Origin of the sequence: Pseudoalteromonas sp. P1-11 (genome assembly GCF_001399995.1) — a bacterium.
Lineage (GTDB): Bacteria > Pseudomonadota > Gammaproteobacteria > Enterobacterales > Alteromonadaceae > Pseudoalteromonas > Pseudoalteromonas atlantica.
Map to the genome: position 1 here is coordinate 146,716 of NZ_LJSP01000002.1, position 25,061 is coordinate 171,776.

17 protein-coding genes and 2 pseudogenes are annotated in these 25,061 nt (G+C 42.7%); 15 read left to right on the forward strand and 4 right to left on the reverse strand.

All coding sequences use genetic code 11. The annotated features are described in order from the left end of the window. Positions 1–164 precede the first annotated feature (164 nt). Positions 165–662, forward strand: a complete 498-nt coding sequence (locus AN390_RS03360) for a (2Fe-2S)-binding protein (protein WP_055252964.1) — start codon at positions 165–167, stop codon at positions 660–662. Further along, positions 659–2,920, forward strand: coding sequence for a xanthine dehydrogenase family protein molybdopterin-binding subunit (locus AN390_RS03365; RefSeq protein ID WP_055252965.1), 2,262 nt, complete (start codon positions 659–661; stop codon positions 2,918–2,920). The genes AN390_RS03360 and AN390_RS03365 overlap by 4 nt, the downstream gene beginning before the upstream one ends. 66 nt (positions 2,921–2,986) lie before the next feature. On the opposite strand, the gene AN390_RS03370 is transcribed toward AN390_RS03365, so the two are convergent. Further along, a complete protein-coding gene (locus AN390_RS03370) occupies positions 2,987–3,184 on the reverse strand; it encodes a CsbD family protein (protein ID WP_054983219.1) in 198 nt (65 codons plus the stop codon). 273 nt (positions 3,185–3,457) lie between these two features. Between AN390_RS03370 and hrpB the strand changes: the two genes are divergently transcribed. Continuing rightward, entirely contained in the window at positions 3,458–5,884 is a 2,427-nt protein-coding gene (gene hrpB, locus AN390_RS03375; RefSeq protein WP_055252966.1) for an ATP-dependent helicase HrpB, read from the forward strand. 94 nt (positions 5,885–5,978) lie between these two features. Beyond that, positions 5,979–6,443: a nuclear transport factor 2 family protein gene (locus AN390_RS03380; protein ID WP_055252967.1), complete on the forward strand. Its 465-nt coding sequence runs from the start codon at positions 5,979–5,981 to the stop codon at positions 6,441–6,443. Positions 6,444–6,525: 82 nt separating this feature from the next. Here the strand turns inward: AN390_RS03380 and AN390_RS03385 are convergent, their stop codons facing one another. After that, positions 6,526–6,741, reverse strand: coding sequence for a hypothetical protein (locus AN390_RS03385; protein WP_004587424.1), 216 nt, complete (start codon positions 6,739–6,741; stop codon positions 6,526–6,528). 876 nt (positions 6,742–7,617) lie between these two features. Between AN390_RS03385 and AN390_RS03390 the strand changes: the two genes are divergently transcribed. From AN390_RS03390 to AN390_RS03425, 8 genes are all read left to right on the forward strand, one after another. Then, entirely contained in the window at positions 7,618–9,345 is a 1,728-nt protein-coding gene (locus AN390_RS03390; protein WP_055252968.1) for a DUF4856 domain-containing protein, read from the forward strand. Between the two features lie 85 nt (positions 9,346–9,430). Continuing rightward, positions 9,431–10,705, forward strand: a complete 1,275-nt coding sequence (locus tag AN390_RS03395) for an imelysin family protein (RefSeq protein ID WP_055252969.1) — start codon at positions 9,431–9,433, stop codon at positions 10,703–10,705. 8 nt (positions 10,706–10,713) lie between these two features. Beyond that, the gene (locus AN390_RS03400; RefSeq protein ID WP_055252970.1) at positions 10,714–12,948 is read left to right on the forward strand and encodes a TonB-dependent receptor domain-containing protein; all 2,235 of its coding nucleotides are present in this window, start codon (positions 10,714–10,716) and stop codon (positions 12,946–12,948) included. Positions 12,949–12,958: 10 nt separating this feature from the next. Continuing rightward, positions 12,959–13,999: a sterol desaturase family protein gene (locus AN390_RS03405; RefSeq protein WP_095206724.1), complete on the forward strand. Its 1,041-nt coding sequence runs from the start codon at positions 12,959–12,961 to the stop codon at positions 13,997–13,999. A gap of 110 nt (positions 14,000–14,109) precedes the next feature. Further along, entirely contained in the window at positions 14,110–16,017 is a 1,908-nt protein-coding gene (locus AN390_RS03410; protein WP_055252971.1) for a DUF1800 family protein, read from the forward strand. Between the two features lie 9 nt (positions 16,018–16,026). Then, entirely contained in the window at positions 16,027–17,367 is a 1,341-nt protein-coding gene (locus tag AN390_RS03415; RefSeq protein WP_055252972.1) for a DUF1501 domain-containing protein, read from the forward strand. A 256-nt stretch (positions 17,368–17,623) separates the two neighbouring features. After that, complete coding sequence (locus tag AN390_RS03420) at positions 17,624–18,337, forward strand: DUF1499 domain-containing protein (protein ID WP_055252973.1); 714 nt, start codon at positions 17,624–17,626, stop codon at positions 18,335–18,337. 203 nt (positions 18,338–18,540) lie between these two features. Then, complete coding sequence (locus tag AN390_RS03425) at positions 18,541–19,590, forward strand: NAD(P)-dependent alcohol dehydrogenase (protein ID WP_055252974.1); 1,050 nt, start codon at positions 18,541–18,543, stop codon at positions 19,588–19,590. A 69-nt stretch (positions 19,591–19,659) separates the two neighbouring features. Here AN390_RS03425 and AN390_RS03430 read toward each other — a convergent pair whose 3' ends face one another. Next, positions 19,660–20,862, reverse strand: coding sequence for an MFS transporter (locus AN390_RS03430; protein WP_004587418.1), 1,203 nt, complete (start codon positions 20,860–20,862; stop codon positions 19,660–19,662). Between the two features lie 370 nt (positions 20,863–21,232). On the opposite strand from AN390_RS03430, the pseudogene AN390_RS19980 reads away from it, so the two are divergent. The 3 genes and pseudogenes from AN390_RS19980 to AN390_RS03440 form a co-directional block, all read left to right on the forward strand. Continuing rightward, a pseudogene (locus tag AN390_RS19980) lies at positions 21,233–22,003 on the forward strand (PAS domain-containing protein); the annotation flags it as partial. A 105-nt stretch (positions 22,004–22,108) separates the two neighbouring features. Then, positions 22,109–22,534, forward strand: a pseudogene (locus AN390_RS19985) (methyl-accepting chemotaxis protein); the annotation flags it as partial. A gap of 98 nt (positions 22,535–22,632) precedes the next feature. Further along, the gene (locus AN390_RS03440) at positions 22,633–24,762 is read left to right on the forward strand and encodes a TonB-dependent siderophore receptor (RefSeq protein WP_055252976.1); all 2,130 of its coding nucleotides are present in this window, start codon (positions 22,633–22,635) and stop codon (positions 24,760–24,762) included. A 42-nt stretch (positions 24,763–24,804) separates the two neighbouring features. Here AN390_RS03440 and AN390_RS19560 read toward each other — a convergent pair whose 3' ends face one another. Continuing rightward, positions 24,805–24,978 (reverse strand): DUF2986 domain-containing protein, encoded by a 174-nt coding sequence (locus AN390_RS19560; RefSeq protein ID WP_004587415.1) that lies wholly within the window; start codon positions 24,976–24,978, stop codon positions 24,805–24,807. Positions 24,979–25,061: the final 83 nt, after the last annotated feature.

Genomic DNA, 25,061 nt, shown 5'->3' on the forward strand with positions numbered 1-25,061 from the left:
TCTATCCAATAAAGCTGCCACTTAATAACAGCTATAAGTTGGCGGTTCGCCGATAAAAATTTCAATAAACCAATCCTAAGTGGTAGGCTAAAAAAGTAGCAATTATTCAAACCGTTCTCGCGCAACAAGGCATTCCTTTAAAGCGCTTTGCCAAGGAGTTAAATATGATCACGCTTACCGTTAATGGTAATAAACATGAGTTTACAGGCGATCCGTCAACGCCGGTGCTTTGGTATCTTCGAGATGAATTAAATTTAACCGGGCCTAAGTTTGGCTGTGGTATGGCGCAATGTGGTGCGTGCACCATACATATTGATGGCGTAGCGCAGCGCTCGTGCATATTACCGGTATCGGCTGTGGCAGGGCGCAATATTACCTCTATTGAAGGGTTAAGCGAGCAAGGCGACCACCCCGTGCAAAAAGCCTGGGTTGAGCATAAAGTGCCGCAATGTGGGTTTTGTCAGTGCGGGCAAATAATGCAAGCGGCAAGCTTATTAGCCGCTAACCCTAATCCCACTGATGATGAAATAGTGAGTAATATGTCGGGCAATATTTGTCGTTGTGGCACGTATCCACGTATTCATAAAGCGATTAAGTCGGCGGCTAAAACCATTGCGGGCGTTGAGTATTTTGACCCAAATGAACAAGGGGAAGAGGTATGAAAAACGACAATACGTACTTTGACCTAAACCGTCGCCAATTTTTAAAAACCAGCGCAATAGGCGCATTAGTATTAGGCACTTATTTTGTAGGCAGCGCACCAAAAGCGTTTGCAGGCGTGTTAGAGCAACCCTCTGAGCAAGCAAAGCGCGCTAACTTATTTATAGCACTGCGCCCCGATGGCATGGTTGAAATAACCTGCCACCGCTCTGAAATGGGCCAACAAATTCGTACAGCCATTGCTCAAATTGTGGCAGACGAAATGGAAGCTGCGTGGGATAAAGTGGTTGTTACTCAAGGTAAGGGCGACCCTAAATACGGGGATCAAAATACCGATGGTTCGCGCAGTATTCGCTACAACATGCAGCGCCTACGCGAAATGGGTGCAAGTGTACGCTACATGATGCAGCACGCAGCTGCTAAATATTGGAACGTTGAGCCGCAAACCTGTACAGCTAATCAGCACGTGGTTACCCACAGCTCGGGTAAAACGCTTGCCTATAAAGACTTAATCGACCTCGCACTTGGCATTACACCGCCAGAGCCTGACAAGTTAACACTTAAAACACGTAAAGAATGGCGCTATATAAATACCGGTATGGCGCATATAGATTTAACCGATTTAGTAACCGGTAAAGCCACTTTTGCTGCTGATGTTCGCGAGCCAAAAGCGCTGGTGGCTATGATTGAGCGCCCGCCGGTAGTAGGTGGTGTGGTTAAATCGTTTGATGCCAGCGCCGCTAAAGCAATTAATGGCGTAGTTGATGTTATTGAAATGCCTGTACCAAAAGGCGCGCCGCAATTTCAGCCAAAAGGCGGCATTGCTATTGTTGCTAAAAATACCTGGGCTGCATGGCAGGCGCGTAAAGCACTAAAAGTGGTGTGGGATGATGGTAAAAACGGCGATTATAATTCAAAAGAATTTAAAAAGTTGTTATTACAAACCGTTAATGAGCCGCAAGCGCATGTGCGCGAAACAGGCGATACCACCAACGTATTGGCTAAATCGAGCAATAAGTTAGTAGCCGATTATTACGCGCCGCACTTGGCCCAAGCACCAATGGAGCCACCTTGTGCTACGGCGATGTATCATAAAGACCGCGTTGATATTTGGGCTGCTACGCAAAACCCGCAAGCTGATATGAAAACCGTGGCTGCGTTACTTGGTATGCAAGAGAGCCAAATTAACGTGCATGTAACCATGTTAGGTGGCGGGTTTGGGCGTAAATCAAAACCTGACTTTTCGGCAGAAGCTGCTTACATTTCAATGAAAGTAGGACAACCCATACGCGTACAATGGACGCGAGAGGATGATATTCAGCACAGTTTTTATCATGCGGTATCGGCTCAACATATTGAAGCGTCATTAGATGAAAAAGGTAACATAGAAGCTTATTTACATCGTACGGCGTTTTCGCCAATTATGTCGACCTTTCAAGAAGGGGCAACGTCGCCTGCAGGTTTTGAGCTACGCTTAGGCTTTACCGATAACCCCATAAACTCACCTAACTTAAAGTTAGAAAACGGCGAAGCACCCGCTAAAACAAGAGTAGGTTGGATGCGCTCGGTATCAAATATTTTTCATGCTTTTGCTATTCAGTCATTTATAGCTGAAGCGGCGCACAAAGCAGGGCGCGACCAAAAAGACTATTTACTTGAAACCATAGGCCCTGATCGCATTTTAGATGTAACCGAGCAAAATGCCTCGTACGATAACTATGGCGCCGATAAAGACGTTTATCCATTAGATATTGGTAAATTACGCAATGTTATTGAAAAAGTGGCTGATATAAGCAAATGGGGCCGAAAGCTGCCAAAAGGTCGCGGGTTAGGCATTGCTGCGCACCGCAGCTTTTTAACGTATGTGGCTACTGTGGTTGAGGTAGAGGTATCGGATGCTGGTGATTTAAACGTGATTAAATCGTGGGTCGCTATTGATGCGGGTACGGTTGTAAACACCGATACCGTAAAAAATCAAACGCAAGGTGGCTCTATTTACGGTATTACAACCGCAATTAGCGACGGTATTACTTTTGATAAAGGCCGAGTACAGCAAAGTAACTTTCATGATTATCGCGTACCGCGTATGAGCGATTCACCACTAGAGGTAGAAGTAGAAATAATACAAAGCGATGCACCACCTGCTGGTGTAGGGGAGCCCGCAACACCGGTTTACGCCCCAGCGCTGTGTAACGCTATTTTTGCCGCTTGTGGTAAACGCATTAGGCAGCTGCCTATAGGTAACCAATTAAAAGCGTAAATAACTTCCTTTTTTAGCCGTTAAACAAAAAAACCGCCAATTGGCGGTTTTTTTAGAAGTTAGCGATTAGTGAGTTTTTTCAAACTCATCTACTTCGCGCTCTGCTTCTTCTTTAGATTTACCGTACTGCTGCTGGATTTTACCTACTAGCTCTGTACGGCTACCTTCAATTTTGTCTAAATCGTCGTCAGTAAGATCGCCCCATTTTTGTTGCGCCTTACCTTTAAGCTCGTTCCAATTACCTTTCATACGATCGTTGTTCATAAGTATCTCCTTACTTAGCTTTAATTAACGTTCAGTATAAAAGGAGCAAAGCGTGTACCAATCAGTTAAACTTTTTATTTTGTTTTTATAATCATTGATTTATATGTTTAAGCGAGGCGTTACTTTTATTGCAACGCTTATGTTCTTAAAAAATGTACAGAGCGGTCTGTAATTATTTCTGATTATGGATGCGCGTAAACTCATCTGCTTTTGCGGCGCGTTTATTTTTGGTTTTTGTTACAATGCATACAAAGCAATTTTGGGTAAATAGCAGTGCTGCCGGTTCAAAACATATATCAACAACTTTTAACTACATTACAAAGTAACCCCATAACGTTATTACAAGCACCGCCTGGTGCCGGTAAGTCAACCTGGTTGCCGCTACAGCTTATGCGCGACGGCCATTTTAAACGTATTGTAATGCTTGAGCCGCGCCGCTTAGCAGCACGTAATATTGCCAATTACTTAGCACAGTGCCAAAACGAAAAAGTGGGGCAGAGCGTTGGTTTGCGAGTACGTGGTGAAAGCAAAGTAGGTAGTAATACGCGCCTTGAAATAGTCACCGAGGGTATGCTTACCCGCATGCTACAAAACGACCCCGAATTAAGCGATATAGACTTACTGATATTTGATGAATTTCATGAACGCTCAATTGCAGCAGACACTTCACTGGCCTTTGCTTTAGAGACACAAAGTGCGCTGCGCGACGATTTAACCATACTACTTATGTCGGCCACCCTTGATACCGAGCGCTATACGCAATTTTTTGACTGCCCGGTTATACAATCAAGCGGGCGTAGTTACCCCATTAACGAAGTATACATACCAATAAAAGATGAGAGCCGCTGGTTAGATGCTATTCCCTCTTTAATAAAACAAGCACTAAACGAGCAAAGCGGTAGTGCGTTGGTGTTTTTGCCTGGGCAGTTTGAAATAGTACGTGTGCAGCAGGCCCTTAATGATTTACCAAGTAACTGCTTAGTTGCCACATTATTTGGCGAGCAAGATAAAGCCAATCAGCAAGCGGCGATTGCCCCTGCGCCTAAAGGTATGCGCAAAATAGTGCTTACCACCAATGTAGCCGAAACCAGTTTAACCATTGAAGGCATTCGCATTGTTATTGATAGCGGCAAACGCCGCGCAGCGAGCTATAACTTAAAAACAGGCGTAACTGAGCTTACAACACAAAGTATATCGCGCTCCTCTGCTGTGCAGCGAGCAGGGCGTGCAGGGCGAATAGAGCCAGGGGTCGTTTACAGGCTTGGCTCTAAACAAACATTTGAGCGACGTAATAGCCACGATAGCCCAGAAATACTCACCTCAGACATAAGCCAACTTATGCTGGAGGCAAAACAGTGGGGCGCAAATATCAGCGAACTCACCTTGCTTGATACGCCAACAGCGCAGCAATGCACGCAAGCGGCAAACTTATTAACCATGCTTGAAGCCATCGACTCTAAAGGCAAGTTAACCAAATTGGGCTGCAACATGCTGGGTTTTGGGGCGGATATTCGCTTAGCGCATATGCTTTTAAAAGCGCAAGCGCTTGAGGCAGAACTCCCTGGTATTTACCGTTTAGCACTTTATTTAGTGGCGCTGCTTGAGAGCCGAATAAACAGCGCCAACGAGCTAAGCTTGGCGCTACATAGCCAACAGCAAAGGCCACACCCAGTATTTAAACAGCAGTTAAAATACTGGCAAAGCCGTTTAAAAGTAACCGACAGTAACAGCGAGCTAAACACCGAGTATTTAGGTTTGCTGGTGGCATTAGCTTACCCCGACCGCATTGCAAAAAAACGCGGCAATGGCTACTTACTTGCCAATGGTGCGGGCGCTGATTTAAACACCGATTACTGGCATAACGATGACTACCTTGCTATTGCAAGCATGGGCGGCCATAAAGGCACGCGTATTTTTGCAGCCACCGCACTTAGCCCATTTGAGCTACAAGATTACTTACCGCATTTGTTTACTACGCTTACCCGCTGTGAGTTTGATGAAAAAACCGCGCGCTTTATCCATCAAGACGAAGTAAAGCTCGGCGCCATTACCCTTACAAGCCAACCAAGTAAGCAAAAGCTTGATAAAACCGAGCGCGCCAAAGCGTGGCTTAATTTATTTACCAAGCATGGTTTTGCATTATTTAATGAACAACCCGATGCGCAGCAATTATTAATTCGCATGAGTTTAGCCAGTCAGTTTATGCCAGATACGTTCCCGGCAATAAGCGAGCAGCAACTTATCGAAACAGCTGATGATTGGTTAGGCGTATATTTACAGGATATAAAAACGCTGGAGCAGCTTAAAAAGTTTAACTACTTTGAAGCACTGCAAAATTGTTTTGACTGGACACAGCAAACAGCCCTAAAAACACTGTTACCGCTTAGGTTAACGGTACCGAGTGGCTCAAATATAAAAATTAATTACCAACTAGATGGCCCCGCAAAACTTAGCGTGCGCATGCAAGAAGTGTATGGTTTAACAAGTACACCAATGCTTGCAAATGGCAAGCTGCCACTGCTTATGGAATTACTCTCGCCAGGTAAGCGTTCTTTACAGCTTACGCAAGATCTTGCGCACTTTTGGGCTAGTAGTTATCGCGATGTACAAAAAGAAATGAAAGGACGTTATCCCAAGCATTTTTGGCCCGACGATCCAGCCAACAGCGTGGCAACCAATAGAGTAAAAAGCAAAATGTAGGTTTATTAACTTAAAAATATTTGTTTTATTTTTGAACATATGAATATAGTGTACCTATAAATAAATCAATACTTTTAACTACAAGGAAGAAGTGATGAAACGACTATTTATATTAGGTTTGCTATTAGTGAGTACCTTTTCGGTTAATGCTGAAGAGGCACTGGACTTAAACAAATTTGCACAACATTACTACAAAACAATGACCGCCACGCAAGCGCCTAACGCAAGTGAAAAAGAGCTTGAAGCCTACCTTAATTTATTAACAGACGATGTAGGCAGCCAGCACATACCGTATCAAGTAGATGACTCTCGCACAGCAGAGGGTAAAAAACTAATGCGTAAGGGCATGCGTTTTTATTTAGGCGCGCATACCTTATACGAAAGCGAGCTGCTTAATACCTTTGTATTTAACGATAGCGGCTTTGCGATTCGTTATAAAAACCACGCTAAGGGCATTCATCCGCAAAGTAAGCAGCCAATCGAGTACACATCAGTAATGATGGAAGTAATAGAAGTTGAAAACGGTAAAGTGGCGATGATCCGTAAATATCACGAATAAAACGTAAAGTGATAAAACGCGCTAGCCATTAAAGCAAAGTTAATGGCTAATTGGGCTGTAATAGCTTTTTGTTGTTAAGTGCTTAAACTTCTTTACCACCGTGTTGCTCTGCTAAATCATCTAGCTCGGCAGAGGTGTAATCAAACCCGCTTTCATCATACTCGTAAGTGACTTTTACACTGTCGCCGCCATTAAATAGGCGAGTTTTAACTTGGTTTACGGGCCAATCTTTTAGTACATGCACAAAGCGGTTAGCAACTTGCGAGGTTTCAAAGCGGTAGCGAATTTCTGTTTTCATAAAAAGGCTCTGTTATTGTATGGCTTAGCTAAAAGTGAGTAGTAAAATTACACTATTTAATGCATTACCACCTCTCATAATCTCTTGGGGGTGTTGATTTTTAATGGTTGAATTTGCGGCCGTATGTTTGGTTTTTAGGCAAGGCAAAGCTTATGAAACTTAGTTATTCCCCATAAATAGGCGATAACGCAGCATAAAAGCCAAACATGGGCTGCCCATTGGGTTCTTTCTAGAGTGATAAACTCTTGTTTATTGGTTTTTACTTATTCTTACACGGATGTAAGTCATTAAAATAACGCAGAAGCCGTTATCGAGCCAACTAAGTTACAAACCACACGCCGCGATTTAATCGCCCCTAGATTGAACAAATTTCTATCCGCCAAGGTCAACACGCCCTAGTATACCTTTAATCAATACGCTGATATAAGCCTCTAAAACAGTAAGTGGAGCAAAAAACCACACTTAAACGCTATAAGTGATGCGTTTTTAAAATAAATAATAATTATTACAAATAGCTTTTATATCTAAAAAGTTAATGTGATTTTATTTCTACGTAATGTTCGCACTTAGCTTTAAGGCGCAGTGTTCCTTTCTAAAAATACTTATCTAGTACAAACAAAACGTTGTTATAAGTTATTGATAGTTAATTGCTTTAATGAGTGGGCTAGCTTTGTACAACGAATGCTTTGCTAAGCAATTTACGCGCTGTTTAGCTATGTTAAATAGTATTTTTGCCGATCTCCCTTTGTTCTAAAAACTAAAACTATTTTATAAATAAAACAAAAAAGCAACATTTAGGTTGATTGTTAGGTATTTGTAATTAGAATAGTCGCTATTACAAATAAGAATGATTCACATACAATATTAGGATTCAACATGAATTTGCGTAAATCTCTCCTTGCTAGTGCAGTAATTACTGCAACTATGGGTTTAACTGCGTGTGGTGGCTCAAGCTCCAGCGATAGCACCGAAACACCAACCACTCCAACAGTGACTAATTCGGCACCTACCGCTATTAGCTTATCAACAGCGGCTGTAACAGAAGATGTAGTAGGCGCAGTAGTCGGTACTTTAAGTGCAACCGATGACGATGCAACAGGCATGGTATTTACACTTTCTGATGATGAACAGTATTTTGAAATTAATGACAGCAATGAGCTAACGCTTAAAAGCACGTTAGCGCTTAATGCTGAGCAAGTAGAAACAGTTGATGTAACAGTTACTGCAACCGATGCTGGCGATTTAAGTTTTACACAAACACTGAGCGTATCTGTAACTGATATTGAAGCGCAAGATGGCGTAAACGTTTACGAATTTGCCTCAACAGTTAATGCGAGTAATTCTGCGGTAAGTTATACAGGCCAAGTGGCACGTCATGCACTTTCGGCGCAAATTAAAGCTTACATAAGCTTATTAAGTGTTGATTACATTGAAAGCGAAGGCTTAACGGGCGATGCCGTTAAAGCGCAGTTAATGGCTTATTGGAGCGATTACGAAGCGGTAAAAGATAACAGCTTTTTGTTTATTGATGGCGCAACTACGTTGCAACAGTCGTTTGCAGAAATTTCGAATTCAGGCAAAACCTTAACAGGTAAAATTGCCGGTAACGATGCGTCTAAAATGGAAGAAGATTGGCTAACAGAAGGCACATTTGAAGGCTGGAGTGACTTCGGCACTCAAGCAAAAACGCCAGAAGGGCTTATTTTTCATTACTTTGATTTACTTGCCGCGAATGTAGATGCAATTGCAAGCGGTACGCAGTCTGAGGATGTAAACGGTAATGACATTACTGCGGCATACATCACAACAAGTGGCCTTGATTTAAACCAGCTTATTCAAAAGCACACGCTAGGTGCGTTAATGTTCTCGCAAGGCACTGACGATTACCTAGACGAAGGGCTTGATGAAGATAACACCGATGCAGCAGCCGATGGCACTTACAGTACTTTAGAGCATCAATACGATGAAGGTTTTGGTTACTTTGGCGCAGCACGTCATTATTTAGAATTTAGCGACGATGCTATTTCTGATGGTAGCGCAAGCGCTGATATTGATGGCGATGGCAAAATTGACTTAGCGAGTGAATACAACTGGGGTAACTCTACCAACGCAGCTAAACGTGATAAAGGCGCGGTAGTGGCGACTGACTTTAGCAGCGCAGCAATGACGGCGTTTATTGCGGGTCGTAAAATTATTAACGATGCTGCACCAAGTACATTAACTGATGATCAAAAAACGCAGTTATTAGCACAACGTGATATTGCTGTAGCCAATTGGGAAAACGCAATTGCAGCCACCGTTGTACATTACATCAACGACACATTAGCCGACATTGATACAGTACAAGGTACAGAGGCAAGTGCTGACGATTTTGCTAACTTAGCTAAACACTTTAGTGAGATGAAAGGCTTTGCACTGAACTTTCAATTTAACCCATTTTCACCTTTTTACAGCGACGATAACGCAGGTAAATTTGCCGAGCTACATACATTACTCGGTGAAGCGCCACTGCTAACAGATGCATACAAAGCGCAGTTAGTAGAGGCACGTGATTTGATGCAGGAAGTTTACGGCTTTGATGCTCAAAACGTTGAAAACTGGTAATAACCACCCGTTTTAGCACCAAGGAAGGTCAGCCCATGGGCTGGCCTTTTGCCGTTTAATTTTCAAAGTTTTTAGGGTTGAAATAATGATCAATTATGCAAAAAAAGGGGTTGTGGTTGCAGCTACTGTACTAACCCTTAGTGGGTGTGGTGAAAGTAGCTCAAGTAGCACAGGCAGTGATTTTCAAAGTAGTGATAGCGGGCAAACTACGACGCCTGCGGTTACAGAGTTTGATGAAGCACAACTCGTTGCTAACTTAGTCGATAATGTAATAACACCGACGTTTGTTTTATTTAATCAACAAGCACAAACACAAACACAGGCCGTTGCAAATTACTGCCAAGCTGAAATACAAAGCGTACAAGAAAGCTCAGAAGAGGCCATTGCGCTGCGTGCTCAAGCACAACAAGCCTGGCTAGATACCATGGCGGGTTGGCAACAAGCCGAAATGATGCAAATGGGGCCGCTTCTTGATAACGCAGGGCAGTTACGTAACCAAATATATTCATGGCCTACTTTTAGCCGCTGTGGGATAGACCAAGACGTGGTGTATAACCAAGACGGTGTTATTAACCAAGATCAAAATCGCCCGTATGCCATTAGCGAAAGAACAGCAACACGCCGCGGCTTATTTGCAATTGGGCATGTGTTGTTTAACGAGCAATTAGCGCATCACTGTAGTGTGGCAAATGATGCCCTTGCAGATTGGAATAACCGTACAGATTTAGCGCGTCGTCAGGCTCGTTGTGAGTTTGCTGTGGTGGCAAGTGAAGATGTTTTAAGTTCGTCAGCGCAGTTATTACAAGCTTGGCAAGGGGATAGCGGTTTTGCTAACGAATTAAAAAATACCGGCCAAAGTGGCTCTCGCTTTAGCACAACTCATGAAGCGCTTAATCATATTAGCGATGCACTGTTTTATATCGACACAATAGTAAAAGATAAAAAATTAGCAGAGCCGATTGGTATTTTTTCAAATTCGTGTGGCGCATCGGCGTGCCCGGAAGATGTAGAAAGCCTAGATGCGAAAAGCTCTTTAGATAATATTCGTAATAACTTAGTGGCGTTTGAAGCGTTAATTATGGGTAATTTAGACGCTGAGCAAGCAGGCACTGGCTTTGATGACTTTTTAGATGCAGAGCAAGCACAGGCTACTAAAACACGTTTAGTTGAAGGAATAGCAACCCTTAAAGCCACTTTAAATAGCATTGATAGCTCGCTGGCCGATTTGCTAATTGATAACGAGCAACAGGTACGTGATGTACATGGGCAAGTGAAAGTGCTGACCGATGAGCTAAAAAATGACTTTATTAATGAGCTAGCACTTGAGCTACCTACCACCTCTGCAGGCGATAACGACTAAGGGCGACAATGAAATACAATAAACTTACAATTGCATTGCTTATGGCCGTAAGTTGCCAAGCAGTGGCAGAGCAAAAAAACGAATTAGAACATATTCAAATTATTAGCCATAACGATAAATTGCGCACCGAAGCAGGCTCGGCAACTTTAATTGGCGAAGCGCAACTGGAACAATTTGAGTTTGATGATATTCATCGTATTTTATCGCAGGTGCCTGGGGTAAACATACGCGAAGAAGATGGCTTTGGGCTAAGGCCTAACATTGGTTTTAGGGGCGTAACCCCTGAGCGTAGTAAAAAAATAACCATTTTAGAAGACGGTGTTTTAATTGGCCCTGCGCCGTATTCGGCACCGGCGGCTTATTATTTTCCGCTTACTACACGCATGACCGCAGTTGAAGTGTTTAAAGGCCCAGCAGCCATACATTATGGCCCGCAAACGGTGGCGGGTACGCTTAATTTAGTTTCGCGTCAAGTACCTGATGATGCCAGCGGTATGCTTGATATTTCAGCAGGCTCCGACGGCTATAAAAAAGCGCACGCGTATTATGGTAATCGCGAAGGACAGTTTGGCTTTTTAGTTGAAGGCGTTCACCTAGAAAGTGACGGTTTTAAAGAGCTTGATGGCGGGCAAGATACTGGCTTTGAAAAAGACGATTTATTAGTTAAATTAGATTACACACTCAATAGCGAGCAGTTTAAGCAACGCTTTGAGTTAAAGCTGGCCTATTCAGATGAGCTTTCTAACGAAACCTACCTTGGGTTAACCGAAGAAGATTACCAGCAAACACCGTATCGCCGCTATGCCGCCAGCGGCCCTGCAAATATGGATACTAAGCATACGCAAGTGATGTTTACCCACCAACTTAGCAGCGACAATTTTGCCCTTACAACCCGCGCCTATCGCAACGATTTTGAACGTGCATGGCTTAAACTCAACGCGGTTACTAACAGCAGTGGTAGTTTGTCGGATATTTTGGCAGACCCAACACGCTTTGAGCGTGAATACAGCGTTATTAGTGGCCAAGCCGATTCGGTTCAAAGTGATGAAAGCAATGTGTTTTTAACCATGGGAACTAACGACAGAGCCTTTTTCTCACAAGGCATACAGTTTGATGGTGATTGGCAAGTCGCTGCGTTTGGGCTTGAACATTCACTCTCATTTGGGGTGCGTTTTCATCAAGATGAAATAGAGCGCGATCATTTTGAAGACACATACGCCATGGTTAACGCGGTTAACACCCGTACAGACACCGCAAGTGTATTTACCACACAAAATACCGAATCTACCGATGCGTGGTCGTTATATATTGAAGACAAAGTAACCTTCGATAAGCTAACTCTTGGTTTGGGCGTGCGCGGCGAGTTAATGGATATGTCGTATCAAAATGACGCCCCTGGACAAGCAAACGATTGGCAAGATAAATCGAGCCGTATTTGGTTACCTGGTTTAAGTGGCTTTTACCAATTATCGGCCAATGCAGGGTTACTTTTTGGTGTACACCAAGGGTTTGTGCCCTCAAGCCCATCTAGCCCTGTACGTGAAGGAGATGAAGAGTTTGAAAAAAGCGTAAACTATGAATTTGGTGGCCGTTACAACAACGGTAACAGCCAAGTGGAAGTAGTGAGCTTTTTTAATGATTATTCAAACTTAGTAGAAAGCTGTGGCCAGTCAAATTGTGGAATCGAAAACGAAATTGACCGCGAATTTAGTGGTGGGGAAGTGGATGTATGGGGCGTTGAGTCTCAATTTGCACACACTTACGCATTAAATAAGCACATTGATGTGCCGGTACGCTTAACTTATACCTACACGCAAAGTGAGTTTAAAGAAGAGCTATTTAGCGAATTTACGCAGTGGGGGCATATTCGCCCGGGCGATCATTTACCGTACTTGCCTAACCATCAAGCTGCGCTGAGCTTAGGCCTTGCACATAACGATTGGTCGGTTGATTTATTAATAAAATACACCTCAGAAATGCCAGAGGCCGCTGGCGTAGCTTATACCGCTGGCGAGCTTGGTAACACCACAGGGAATGATTTTTCATTACCGTTGGCAGGTGTCGAGGTACCCGCTACAACCGTTGTAGATATTGCTGCGCGCTACGAGCTTGATCAATATGGGCATATTTACGCTAAGGTAGATAATCTGTTTGACCAAGATAACATTGTTAGTCGTCGCCCATATGGCGCGCGCCCGGGTAAACCGCGTAGCGTAGCCGTGGGTTACAAATATCAATTTTAAGAGGTAAGTTATGCTCGAGACTATATGGCAAACGCTTCTTCAAACGCCAAATTATTTGTTTGATGCCAATAAACGTATTTTTATTGGCTATAGCATTGCGGCGTTAGTGATTGCAATGTTGCTGTATTTCTCGGGCCGTGCGCAGCAAAAAAAGCGCACGTGGCGTGGGCTGGGGCGCTATTTATTTAGTAAGCGTATTTGGCTGAGTAAAAGTGCCAAGCTCGACTACCAATTATTAATTATAAACCGCTTACTTAAAGCCGCGCTGTGGGTGCCTATAGTGTTAACTATGGTGCCTGTTGCTATTGGTGTAAGTGATGCCCTGCAATGGCTTTTTGGTGAGCGCGCAGTATGGCAGCTGCCAAGTACTGTGGTGTTAATTATTTTTACCGTTTTATTGTTTATATTTGATGATTTAACACGGTTTTTATTACATTTAGCACTGCATAAAGTGCCGTTTTTGTGGCATTTTCATAAGGTACATCATAGCGCGTTAGTGCTCACCCCAATGACCATTTATCGCAGCCACCCGTTTGAAAGCTATTTATATGCCTGTCGAATGGCGTTAGCCCAAGGTTTTGTGGTGGGCGTTTGTGTGTATTGCTTTGGCCGAAATTTATCAATGTTAGATATTTTGGGGGCTAATGTATTTGTATTTGCCTTTAATGCTTTAGGCGCTAATTTACGCCACTCACATGTGTGGTGGAGCTTTGGTAAAAAAATAGAAAATTGGTTAATTAGTCCAGCTCAGCACCAAATTCATCACAGCGATAATCCAAAACATTTTGACCGTAACCTAGGCTCAGCGTTAGCCATTTGGGATAGAGCCTGTGGCACGCTGATAAAAGCGCATCAAGTAGGTAAAATTACTGTAGGCGTTGGCAATAACGACCGGGGGCACAACAGTGTAATGGATGCGTATTGGCGGCCAATTTACGAGAACCTACAAACGCCTTGGCAACGTGTGGCTAAAGCCGCTAATAAGGTGAACGTTTTTAATAAAAAAAAGCCCATTATTGAGGTTAATATTAACGACAAAACAGCTAAATAGCGCTCGGTTACAAAAAATAAAAGGTTAAATTGTAAATTTTGTGTTTCAATAATCGTATCAAACTCGGTACATACACGCGTACCTTCTTTAATTTACGATGACGATTTAACATGCATTACAAATCAGTTTTATTAGCAAGTTGTGCTCTATTGCTAAGCGCCTGTGGTGGCTCAGGCGGCGATGACACGCCCACCGTCAATTCAAATAAAATTCCTACCTTATCGGTTGTCGACATACCCAGCGAATTAACTAAAGGCCAAACCATTGAGCTAATTGCAACAGCAAGCGATGAAGACGGCACATTAAGCAGTGTGGTTTGGCAACAAACCGCGGGCACCACATTATTGAATGAACCATTAGATGCGTTAAGTACCCGCCTTACTATACCCGCTGCGCAAAGTTATGAGCCTATAACGTACTCATTTAGCGTCACAGCCACCGATAATGAAGGGGCAACAAACACGCAAACCGTTACATTTGAAGCCAAAAACAGCATGGACATACACAGCGCCGCTAGGTTATTACACCAAGCTAGCATGGGGCCAACGCTTGCTGAAATAAACAGTGCTCAAGGTTTAAGTGAGCAACAATGGCTCGATAACCAAATAGCACTGCCAGTTAGCTACCATCGCAACTACCTGGTAAAACTTGAAGATGACGAAGACTTTAAATATATAAGCCGAATAGATGCATGGTGGAAAGCGGTGCTACAAAGTGACGATCAACTACGCCAACGCGTTGCATTTGCACTGAGTGAAATATTGGTCGTATCGGATGAAAATAGCGATTTGCGAGCACAACCAGAGGGTATGATCACTTACTACGATTTATTGCTCAAACATGCGTTTGGCAATTTTAGAGAGTTACTCGAAGAGGTAACGCTTTCGCCAATTATGGGCACGTACCTAAGCCATTTAGGGAACGAAAAAGCTGATGAAGCACTTAATATTCGCCCAGATGAAAATTACGCCCGTGAGGTTATGCAATTATTTACCATTGGCCTAGATGAGTTAAACCTTGATGGCACCGCTAAACTAGATGCAGACGGTAATAGCATAGCAACTTACGGACAGGCTCAAATACAGGGGTTTGCGCGTGTATTTACAGGCTGGACATTTGCCGGCAGCGAAACCTTTAAACGCAAAAGCCGTGATTATATAAACCCTATGCAAGCTTACAGCGAATACCATTCGAGCAAAGAAAAAGTACTATTAAATAATGAGGTTATACCGCCAGGTTATGGGCCAGAGGAGTCGCTAAAAATAGCCCTCGATAATTTATTTAATCACGACAACGTAGCGCCGTTTATTTCTAAGCAGCTTATTCAGCGGTTAATTACCTCAAACCCTACTGCGCAATATGTAGAGCGCGTTGCACGTGTATTTAACGATAATGGAAGCGGTGTACGAGGCGATTTAGCCGCAGTTGTTAAAGCTATTTATTTAGATGACGAAGCACGCCATTTTGGCAGTGTACTTAGCTATCAAGGTAAAATTAAAGAACCACTTTTAAAAACCGTGCAGTTTTGGCGAAACCTTAATGCGAAGTCGCAGCAAGGTTATTATAAAACGTGGAACTTAGTCGATAGCTATGGGCAAGGCCCCATGCAGTCGGGCTCTGTATTTAACTTTTTTAGACCCGATTACCAAAGTGCGGCGTTACGCACCCAAGGTTTGGTAGCGCCTGAATTACAAATAGCCAACGATGCGACTTTAATAGGCACAATGAATGCCTTATTTGCAAGTTTGGTTTGGAGTACAGCCGAAGCGCATACCGAGTTAAACCCTGCAGGAATTTATGTTTATGTACAAAGCGATATGGATTACTTGACGCAAAATGGCATTAGCGCACTGATAGAGCAATATAATACCCTGTATTTTGCCGGCAATATGAGCGCTGACACTACACAAGCTTTGCTTGATTTAGATGCCTACTTTGACGAGGATCAGTACCGCGTGAGGGTTTCGTACTTGTTATACATGATTGCTATTTCACCTGAATTTAACGTGCAGTATTAGGAGCGCATAATGAGCCTAAATAGAAGAGACTTTTTGTCATTATGTTTAAAAGGCGGGGTATCGGCAGCCGCTTTAACCAGTTTGCAGCTTCAAGCACTCACGGGGGCAACTAATGCAATAGAACTCGGTGATTATAAAGCCCTAGTGTGTGTATTTTTATACGGCGGAAACGACTCACTTAATATGTTGCTACCCCTTGAGGGAGAGCAGCGTAGTTTATACGAGCAAAGCCGGCAAAACCTCGCAGTAGACAATCCGCTAGCGTTAAGTGTTTCTCAGCAGTTTGCAGGTGGCGTGGGTATTCATCCCTCACTTGCGCCTTTACAGAGCGTGTTTGAGTCGGATGATTTAGCCTTTGTTGGTGGCGTAGGCACTTTACTTACCCCCACCACATTAACAGATTACAAAAATAACGCGGTGCCTTTACCTAAGCATTTATTTTCGCATAACGATCAGCAAGCATCATGGATGTACGGCCGAGAAAAAGCCTCTTTAAACAGTGGGTGGGGCGCACGTATGCTAGAGCGATTAGCTGTAGAGGATCAGTTTGCGGCAAATATCTCTCTCGATGGCACTAATTTATGGCAAACAGGCACAAATACCAGTGCCTTTGCGCTTAACAAAAGTGGCATAAGCACAATTAACGCCTTTGGAGGTTATCAGCCCCGCACTGAGCACGTTACTAACATAATGAACCGCTTGCTAGGCAATGCAAGCCATGTACTAGGGCGTGAATATGCGAATGGCTTAAATAGCGCAATTACCAACACGCAAACGATGAACAGTGCGCTTGAACAAGCCCCAGCGCTTACTACCACCTTTAGCGATACTAGCTTTAGTGAGCAATTAGCCGCGGTGGCCAAAGCTATTAGTGTGCAGTCGTCGTTAAGTACACAGCGCCAAGTATTTTTTGTCTCTATGGGGGGATTTGACACCCACGATGATCAGCTTACTGCGCACCCTGCGTTATTAAATACGCTAGCTCAAGGGCTCAGCGAGTTTAACAGTGCCATGAAAGAGCTAAACATGAATGATAAAGTCACCACGTTTACTATGTCGGACTTTGGCCGCACGCTCACCTCAAACGGCGATGGCACCGACCATGGCTGGGCGGGGAATCAAATAGTAATGGGCGGCGCGGTAAAAGGCCGTTCTATTTATGGCCAGTTACTTACTCAGCAATTAGAGGGCGAATACGATACCGGAGGCGGGCGGTTAATTCCGGAAGTGGCTAACGAGCAATACTTTGCAACGTTAGCGCAGTGGTTTGGCGTGCCTGTTTCGGAGCTGGTTGATATTTTTCCTAATTTAAGTAACTTTAACAGCGCTACCTTAGACTTTTTTGTGTAATGATACTGACACGCCAGCCTAGGTACGTTAGTTTAAGGTTAAAGCGCCGCTGCTTGATAATAAAAATGCGTTATTTAGTTGTTTTAATTAGCTTATTTTAAGGTTTTTGAACAAAGCTTATTATTTAAAGCACTTAATTATCACTATACAGTGGCGTGAGCTGTTAATTGTAATCTAAACCCAGTGCTTGGCAGTATAATGTACTGGTTTCAAATACTTAAAATTAAAGATCACACATGATAAAGGAATCATAATAATGAAAATTTTAGTGAGCTTAGTAAGTTTAATCGCTTTTTTACTCGTTTTACTGCCAGGGCCTTTATATAAGTATGGGGTTGTTGAACTAAGTACTGCGTTTGCAGGGTTTAGATTTGGTGTGTATGTGGGTGGCGCTGCATTAGTGCTGCTTGTTATACAGGTTATTTTTATGCGTAAAACGCTTAGCATGGGCAGCACTTTAATGGCATTGGTGTTTGCAGCCATCGCGATTGCAATGCCACTGAGCATGATGAGCAAGGCTAAAAGTGTACCCGCGATCCATGATATTTCGACCGATTTAATTAACCCGCCAAAATTTGTGGCAATTGTACCGCTGCGAGCGGATGCTAAAAACCCAGCTGAATACGCAGGAGAAGAAACAGCCACGCAGCAACGCAAAGCTTACCCTGAGCTAAAAACACTAAATTATGCACAATCAAAAACAGACTTATTGGCTGCTACCGAGCAAGCGGTTAAAAATTTAGGGTTTGAGCTTGTTAATGTTAATGCGGCTACGGGCATTGTAGAAGCAACGGATACCACCACATGGTTTGGTTTTAAAGACGATGTAGTTGTGCGTATCAATGATGAAGGCAGCCAGCGCTTCGTAGATATACGCAGTAAGTCACGCGTGGGGCGAAGCGATTTAGGAAAAAATGCTGAACGTATACATTCACTCATTGATGAGATAAATACGTTACTGGATAAGTAACCAACATTTAAGTTAAAAAAGCCCAACCTTGTTGGGCTTTTTTGGTCAGGGTGCATTCACAGCGCCGGCGTTAGTGTAAACCACATCAAAGTGCATACCGGTATTATTTTTAGAGGCAGCCCTTATGGGATTGGTTTTAAAATAAAGCACTTAAATAAGCTAAAAGGTAGACGACTTAAATTTTTACAGACTATGGAGTTGTTATGAAAACAGTAGGATATGCAGCAAAAAGCGAAGGTGCTCAACTAGGTGAATATACTTTTGAGCGCCGCGATTTACGCGATAACGATGTAGAAATTGAAATTATATATTGTGGCGTATGCCACTCTGATTTACATGCAGTGCGCAATGACTGGGGCGGAAGCCGTTACCCGTTAGTCCCTGGGCACGAAATTGTAGGTAAAGTAAAAGCCATTGGTAGCGCTGTTAAAAACTATGAAAAAGGTGACACGGTAGCGGTAGGCTGCATGGTTGATTCATGTCAAAGCTGCAAACAGTGTGATAACGGCGAAGAGCAATTTTGCCAAGAAGGCATGGTAGGCACATACGCAGGTAAAGATAGAGAAACCGGCGAGATGACCCAAGGTGGCTATTCTAAACATATTGTTGTTCGTGAAGAATTTGTACTATCAGTCCCTGAAAACCTAGAGCTTTCGCGCGTTGCACCTTTATTATGTGCAGGTATCACTACTTACTCTCCTTTACATAAGTGGGGCGTTACAAAAGGCAGCCGTGTTGCCGTTGTAGGGCTTGGTGGCTTAGGTCACATGGCTGTTAAAAATGCCGTAGCCATGGGCGCGAGTGTAACAGTGGTTGGGCGAAGTGAGTCTAAAAAAGATGACGCAGTAAAACTTGGCGCGCAGCATTATTTAGTGTCGACTGACGAAGATGCAATGAAAGCGTCGCAGTCGGCTTTTGATATTATTATTGACACCGTACCTGTTAAGCACGATTTGTCTATTTACACACCCTTATTAGACATAGATGGGACGCTAGTTATTGTTGGGCAAGTTGGCCCCGTAGAAGAGCTAAACACTGTGCCTCTTTTAATGGGTCGCCGCCGCATCGCAGGATCACTAATTGGTGGGATAGAAGAAACCCAGCAGATGCTAGATTTCTGCGGCAAAAATAACGTATTGCCAGAGTGCGAAATGATTAATATTGACCAAATAAACACCGCGTATGAGCGAATGGAAAAATCAGACGTACGCTATCGTTTTGTTATTGATATGGCGTCGTTAGAGGCCCAGTAAGGTGGGTGATTAAATACCCTTATTAAAGTAAAAGAGCGGCTAATTGTATTAGCCGCTCTTTTTATATGCTTAACAGGTTTGTGCTGCGGGTTGTTGTTTATTAAGTTGCAAGTAGCTTAAAAACCACATTACTAAGCCACCTAAAAACAACGCCGCTGCGACATAACCTGTTTGGTTAGGCGCTGCACCTTGTGCAATAACAGCCCCGCCAACCCAAGGGCCGATAGCATTTGCGGTGTTAAATGCGCATTGTACTAATGCACCAATCATTGCATGGCCCTCTGGGGCTACATCCATTAATAAAGATTGAATAAGCGTTGCCAAACCCACACTGCAACCAATAAAAAATATAACCGCATACAGCATCCAAATATTGTAACTTGCGCTAACGTAGGCAATTGCAAATACGATGGTGCACACCAGTGCAAGGCCTGTGGTTTTAATGGCAGATTTATCGGCCGCTTTGCCTAATATGTAATTACCTAACGTACAACCAATACCAAACATCACCATAGCGATAGAAATAGTGTAAGGGGCTGTTTTAGTTACATCTAAAATTGTATCGGCAATGTATGTATAAATACAAAACACGCCGCCAAAGCCAATAATAACAATACCTAAAATAGACCACACCAGTTTATTTTTAAGTACGCCAAACTCGTTAAGTAAGTTAGATGGCTTAGCGTTATCAATATTTGGAACTACTTTGTATACAAATATAAACGCAATAAACGCTAAAACCGCAGCGCCACCTAAGCAATAACGCCAGCTTAGGTTTTGCCCCACCAAGGTAACAATAGGCACGCCTACGATGGTTGCAATGGTTAAGCCCATAAATACTTTTGACATAAAGCTTGCGCGTTTACCCGAAGGGGCAATATCGGAGGCAAGCAAAATAGCGGCACCAAAGTAAGCGCCGTGAGGTAAGCCACTTAAAAAGCGAAAAATAACGAGCTGCTCTAATGAGGTTGCTAATGCACTCAAGCCATTAGAAATACACATTAGGCTTAAAAAAATCAGCAAAGCTTTGCGTTTTCGCATATTGGCCGTTGTAAGCATTAATACCGGCGCACCTACCACAACACCAATAGCATAGGCGCTAATTGCATAGCCACTTTGCGAAGGGGTTGAGCCAAACGTTTCACTGATCAGCGGTAGCATAGGCATCATTGAAAATTCTGATAATCCTAAAATAAACGTACCTAGTGCTAACACTAATAAAATAGCAGCTTTATTTAACTGATTAGATGCCGACGCAACATCTGCACTCATAGAAGATCCTTTAACTTTGATTTTAAAAATAGTGAATAGCCACACATTAATTGCGTGGAGAGTAAACATATATTAGGTGTGGAGTGTGTCAGTGAGATGGCTATTTTAAGTTAAAAAGTGTACTGCGTCATGTATAAAAAATAGTATTTTTGGCTTGTTTTACTTTTGTTAATTGCTATAAAGTGTGACTTATTGGGTTAATTTATAAAAAGTTTTTAAAAAGCAGCTCACTAGCTAGTGTTTAATTGCTCGCAGAAAAACTAAAAAACACCTATATTTACAAAGTTATTACATTTATTGCTAGCTTACATATTATTTTTATATTTGTTTGTTATTGTCATCCTATTATTATTCCCTAAAGGTTTAACACATGTTTGGTCTACGAAAAGATAACGCCAAAGTTGACGAATTGGAACGTCAACTCAATGAAAGTAAATCAGTACTATCCGCTATTTATAACCATGTAGCGTATATTGAATTTACACCCGAGGGAAAAATTTTAGACGCTAATGATCTTTTTTTAGATACCGTAGGCTACAAAAGAGAAGAGGTAATAGGCAAGCACCACCGGATGTTTTGCGATTCAGACTACGCTAAGTCGAGTGAGTACAGCCAATTTTGGCAAGCGCTGCAAGGGGCAAACTCAACAAGCGGTACCTTTATGCGCTTTAACGCTAATGGCAAAAAGCTATGGCTAGAGGCTACTTATTTTCCTGTTGAAGTAAACGGGGTGGTTACTAAGGTTATTAAAATAGCGTCGGATATTACAAAAAATTATGTACAGCGAAAATCTCAAGAAGCGCTCACCGAAGCGCTTGATAAGGCGCTGGCTACAATAGAATTTAACCCCGATGGCACTATAATTAAAGCAAATCAAAACTTTTTATCTACGGTGGGTTATTCACTTGCAGAAATAGTTGGCAAGCATCACAAAATGTTTTGTACTGATTCTTTTTATCAAAATAACCCTCGGTTTTGGGAAGAGCTAAGCGATGGACAATTTAAGTCGGGTAAGTTTAAACGCATAACCTCTGATGGCTCGCAAATATGGCTGGAGGCAACTTATAACCCCATTTTAGATAATAAAGGCAAAGTGATAAAAATAGTGAAGTTTGCCTCTAATATTACCGATCGCATAAAAGACAACGAAGCCGTTAGTGAGGCCGCACAAATTGCGTATGAATCGGCGGTGTCGAGTGCGCAAACGGCTAAAAGGGGCTCAGATATATTACATGATGCAATTGCAAACTCAGATGCAATTGTAAGCCAAGTACTTAAATCGGTTGATTTAATTAAAAACCTGAATGAGCAGTCAGCAGTTATCGGCTCTATTGTGTCGACCATAAGCAGTATTGCCGATCAAACTAATTTATTGGCGTTAAATGCAGCCATTGAAGCCGCCCGAGCGGGCGAGTACGGGCGAGGCTTCGCCGTGGTAGCCGATGAAGTTAGGCAGCTTGCAGCAAGCACCAGCAGTTCAACCAACGAAATTGCAACCGTAGTTAAAAACAACCAAGAGCTGACTAACGATATTTCAAAACAAATCACCTCCGTCTCTGATTCGTCAGAGCAAGGCCGAGAGCTAATAGCGAAAGTCTCAGAAGTAATTCAAGAAATAGAACGCGGCGCAGATGCTGTTTCTGCAACAGTGTCTAAGCTTAACGCGAGTTAAGTGGCAGTAAGTTCTCAAAGTGCGACATTTTGTCGCGCTCTAAACTTGTAACTACATTATATAATTTATGCCATATATAACAGTGGCATAAATTATAAATGGCTCATATTCAACACATCCAACACACTTATTTATTCTCTCCTTTAGCACTTTTATTAACTGGCCTTTTTTCTCCTGCAGTATTTGCAGATGATAACACTTTAGAAATTATTGAAGTGCATGGGCAGGTACACAACAAGCACTTATCGCTTGGTTCGTCAGAGGCAATACTTAGTTATTTAGGTGTTGATTTTTCGGCTGCGGGCGAGGTGTCTAACTTACCTATTTTAAATGGTTTAATGGGCGATAGAGTAAAAGTACTGATTGATGGCGCAGAGGTTACTGCAGCGTGCGCTAATCAGATGAACCCGCCTCTTTCTTACGTATCAGCTAATCAAGTAACGGCTTACAATGTAGTTGCTGGTGTTTCGCCAGTGAGTGCTGGTGGCGATAATATTGCAGGTGTAATAAGCGTTAACTCAATTTCACCACAATACAGCGAAAATAGTGAGCTTGCATGGCATTCAGGCTATGTCTCAGCTAAGTACAGCAGTGTTGATAACGGCCAAAAACTAGGTGTGGGAGCACGTTTAGCAAGCGATACTGTGAGCCTTAATTACCAAGGGTCGTTTAGTGATGCCAACAGCTACGAAGATGGAAAGGGGAATGTGGTACTAGATACATTATATCGGGCTCAAAACCACAGCCTAACTGGCGCGATACGTGACGATAAACAGCAAGTTGTGATAAAGCTTACGCATCAAAAAATACCGTATCAGGGTTTTGCTAACCAGTACATGGATATGACTGATAACACCAGTTATGGCGCTATTGCCCAATATAAGCGCAGTTTTGAAAACAGCGAGCTAGAAGGGCAAGTTAATTGGCACAGCGTTAAACACGAAATGGGTTTTTTTAGTAAAGAAAAAACCGGCATGATGCCCATGAAAACAGATGCAAAAGACATAAGCACACAGCTTAAATGGCGCCTTACACTTGATCAAAATAGCTCATTACTACTTGGACAAGAATATTATAATTACCGCATTGATGATTGGTGGCCGGCGATTGAAGGCTCAACTATGATGGGGCCAAATGATTATATAAATATTAATAGCGGTAAGCGTGAGCGTATTGCCTTATTTGTAGAATATGAAAGCCAAATCAATAACAAGCTCTGGTTAAATACGGGTTTAAGGGTTGAGCGTGTTAATACACAGGTTGATGAAGTACAAGCCTATAACGATGGCATGATGAATATGGGCAGTATGAGCGCAATGACAACTGCCAATAATGCGCTAGCTGCCAATAACTTTAACAATGCCGATAGAGACATAACCGACACCTTAGTTGATGTAAATGTGTTAGCTAATTACCAAGTTACACTATATGACGAGCTGCAATTAGGCCTTGCCCGTAAAAGCCGAGCCCCTAATTTATATGAGCGTTACAGTTGGGGTGTAAGTAATATGGCAAGCACTATGATTGGCTGGTACGGCGACGCTAATGGTTATATTGGTAACCCAAACCTCAAAGCCGAAACCGCCCATACCATCAGTGCAACGTATTCAAAAACAGCAAAAAATGATGCGTGGCGGGTAAGTGCTAATGTGTGGTACACCGATGTAACGGACTACATTGATGCAGATATTGTACGTAGTTTTAATAGTTATGGTTTAGCAAATACAACACGTAACATTTTAAACTTTACTAATGTTGACGCCACACTTTATGGCGCAAAGCTTGATATAAGTAAGTCACTTTATCAATCAACACAGTTTGGCGAATGGCAATTAAAAGCAAACATAACGAGCACTCGTGGTAAGCGCCGCGACACTAACCAACCGCTTTATCAAATTAAGCCGTTACATACAGCGCTCTCATTAAGCCAGCAAATAGGGGTATTTGAAAATGCACTGTTGTGGCACTGGGTGGATACAAAATCACGCGTTGATGTTAACCGCTTAGAAAACCAAACCGTTAGTTACAGCTTAGTTAATATAAGCTCTAAAGCTACTTTTGATGCGCTTACGCTGGGTATTGAGGTGGTAAACTTATTTGATACGTTTTATCAATTACCCCTAGGCGGGGTAAGTATTGCAGCGCTTAAGCAAGGTAGCAGCACGGGGTTTACTCAATTAGCTGGGCAAGGGCGCTCATTTAATATAAGTGCCAGTTACGCATTTTAAACCCATATAAAGCGTTGAGAATAGGTTGCTTGGCGCTTTAGTTTAATCAGATGTTGGCGTAACTTGCTCGGCGTTGGTTGTTTGCTGCGCCTCTAAAGCTAGTTTTTCACGCTCTGCTTTTGATACATACGCCGGTTTATTACTTTTATGCAATTTAGCATTAGCACGTTTATCTTTTTTCTGAAATTTGGTGACAATTTTTTTGCGGCGGTTCATTAGTACTAATACTCTGATTAATTAAGGTCGCGCATTATACAACCAATGCAATGTAAGCCGCTATCTAAATTTAAAGCGCGATT

What these genes read in the sequence shown, in the direction of transcription:
- AN390_RS03430 (WP_004587418.1), bottom strand. Translation starts at nt 20,862, where the DNA reads ATGAGTGCAGATGTTGCGTCGGCATCTAATCAGTTAAATAAAGCTGCT.
- AN390_RS03425 (WP_055252974.1), top strand. Translation starts at nt 18,541, where the DNA reads ATGAAAACAGTAGGATATGCAGCAAAAAGCGAAGGTGCTCAACTAGGT.
- AN390_RS03395 (WP_055252969.1), top strand. Translation starts at nt 9,431, where the DNA reads ATGATCAATTATGCAAAAAAAGGGGTTGTGGTTGCAGCTACTGTACTA.
- AN390_RS03380 (WP_055252967.1), top strand. Translation starts at nt 5,979, where the DNA reads ATGAAACGACTATTTATATTAGGTTTGCTATTAGTGAGTACCTTTTCG.
- AN390_RS03415 (WP_055252972.1), top strand. Translation starts at nt 16,027, where the DNA reads ATGAGCCTAAATAGAAGAGACTTTTTGTCATTATGTTTAAAAGGCGGG.
- AN390_RS03440 (WP_055252976.1), top strand. Translation starts at nt 22,633, where the DNA reads ATGGCTCATATTCAACACATCCAACACACTTATTTATTCTCTCCTTTA.
- AN390_RS03400 (WP_055252970.1), top strand. Translation starts at nt 10,714, where the DNA reads ATGAAATACAATAAACTTACAATTGCATTGCTTATGGCCGTAAGTTGC.
- AN390_RS19560 (WP_004587415.1), bottom strand. Translation starts at nt 24,978, where the DNA reads ATGAACCGCCGCAAAAAAATTGTCACCAAATTTCAGAAAAAAGATAAA.
- AN390_RS03420 (WP_055252973.1), top strand. Translation starts at nt 17,624, where the DNA reads ATGAAAATTTTAGTGAGCTTAGTAAGTTTAATCGCTTTTTTACTCGTT.
- AN390_RS03360 (WP_055252964.1), top strand. Translation starts at nt 165, where the DNA reads ATGATCACGCTTACCGTTAATGGTAATAAACATGAGTTTACAGGCGAT.
- AN390_RS03410 (WP_055252971.1), top strand. Translation starts at nt 14,110, where the DNA reads ATGCATTACAAATCAGTTTTATTAGCAAGTTGTGCTCTATTGCTAAGC.
- AN390_RS03370 (WP_054983219.1), bottom strand. Translation starts at nt 3,184, where the DNA reads ATGAACAACGATCGTATGAAAGGTAATTGGAACGAGCTTAAAGGTAAG.
- AN390_RS03385 (WP_004587424.1), bottom strand. Translation starts at nt 6,741, where the DNA reads ATGAAAACAGAAATTCGCTACCGCTTTGAAACCTCGCAAGTTGCTAAC.
- AN390_RS03390 (WP_055252968.1), top strand. Translation starts at nt 7,618, where the DNA reads ATGAATTTGCGTAAATCTCTCCTTGCTAGTGCAGTAATTACTGCAACT.
- AN390_RS03365 (WP_055252965.1), top strand. Translation starts at nt 659, where the DNA reads ATGAAAAACGACAATACGTACTTTGACCTAAACCGTCGCCAATTTTTA.
- AN390_RS03405 (WP_095206724.1), top strand. Translation starts at nt 12,959, where the DNA reads ATGCTCGAGACTATATGGCAAACGCTTCTTCAAACGCCAAATTATTTG.